The sequence below is a fragment of the Oceanobacillus sp. HCA-5259 genome (assembly GCF_037892815.1).
GTDB classification, from domain to species: Bacteria; Bacillota; Bacilli; order Bacillales; family Amphibacillaceae; genus Oceanobacillus; species Oceanobacillus indicireducens.
On sequence record NZ_JBBKBV010000101.1, the window covers coordinates 1 to 547 of the forward strand.

Below are 547 nucleotides of genomic sequence, written 5' to 3' on the forward strand. Positions count from 1 at the left end.
ATATCTGTCAAATTTATATTTGGAAGTTCTTCAAATAAATATTTAAGGTAATTAAATGGGTTCAATCCGTTTTCCTTCGCCGTTTCCACTATACTATAAATGATTGTGCTGGACTTGGCTCCCTTTGCGGTATTGCTAAAAATCCAGTTCTTTCTCTCAATCACAAACAGTTTAATTGATCTTTCCGCACGGTTGTCATCTATTTCTAAACGACCGTCCTCTAAAAAGGCCTCTAAACGTCCCCATTGGTTACGGCAATATTTAATGGCTTGTCCCAGTGCGCTTTTTGGCATTACTCGTGGAGTTTGTTCTTGAAGCCATGCTGAAAAAGTGTCCAAAACGGGTTGGCTATGCTCTAAACGCTGTTTATAACGCTCATCCGGACTAATGCCCTTTAATTTGCGTTCTATTTTAGTCGTTACAGAACTCCAAACCTTCTTTAGCCTTGACCGCGGAATTACTCGCAGATTCAGTAAGTGCTCTTAATGCATCTGTAAATTTGCGGCGGGCGTGAGCCCAACATCCAACCAACTTTATAATGAGGAAC

General features: G+C 40.6%; 1 pseudogene. It reads right to left on the reverse strand.

What is annotated here, in order from left to right:
- Positions 1 to 547 (reverse strand): annotated as a pseudogene (gene tnpC, locus WKU33_RS19000) (IS66 family transposase); the annotation flags it as partial.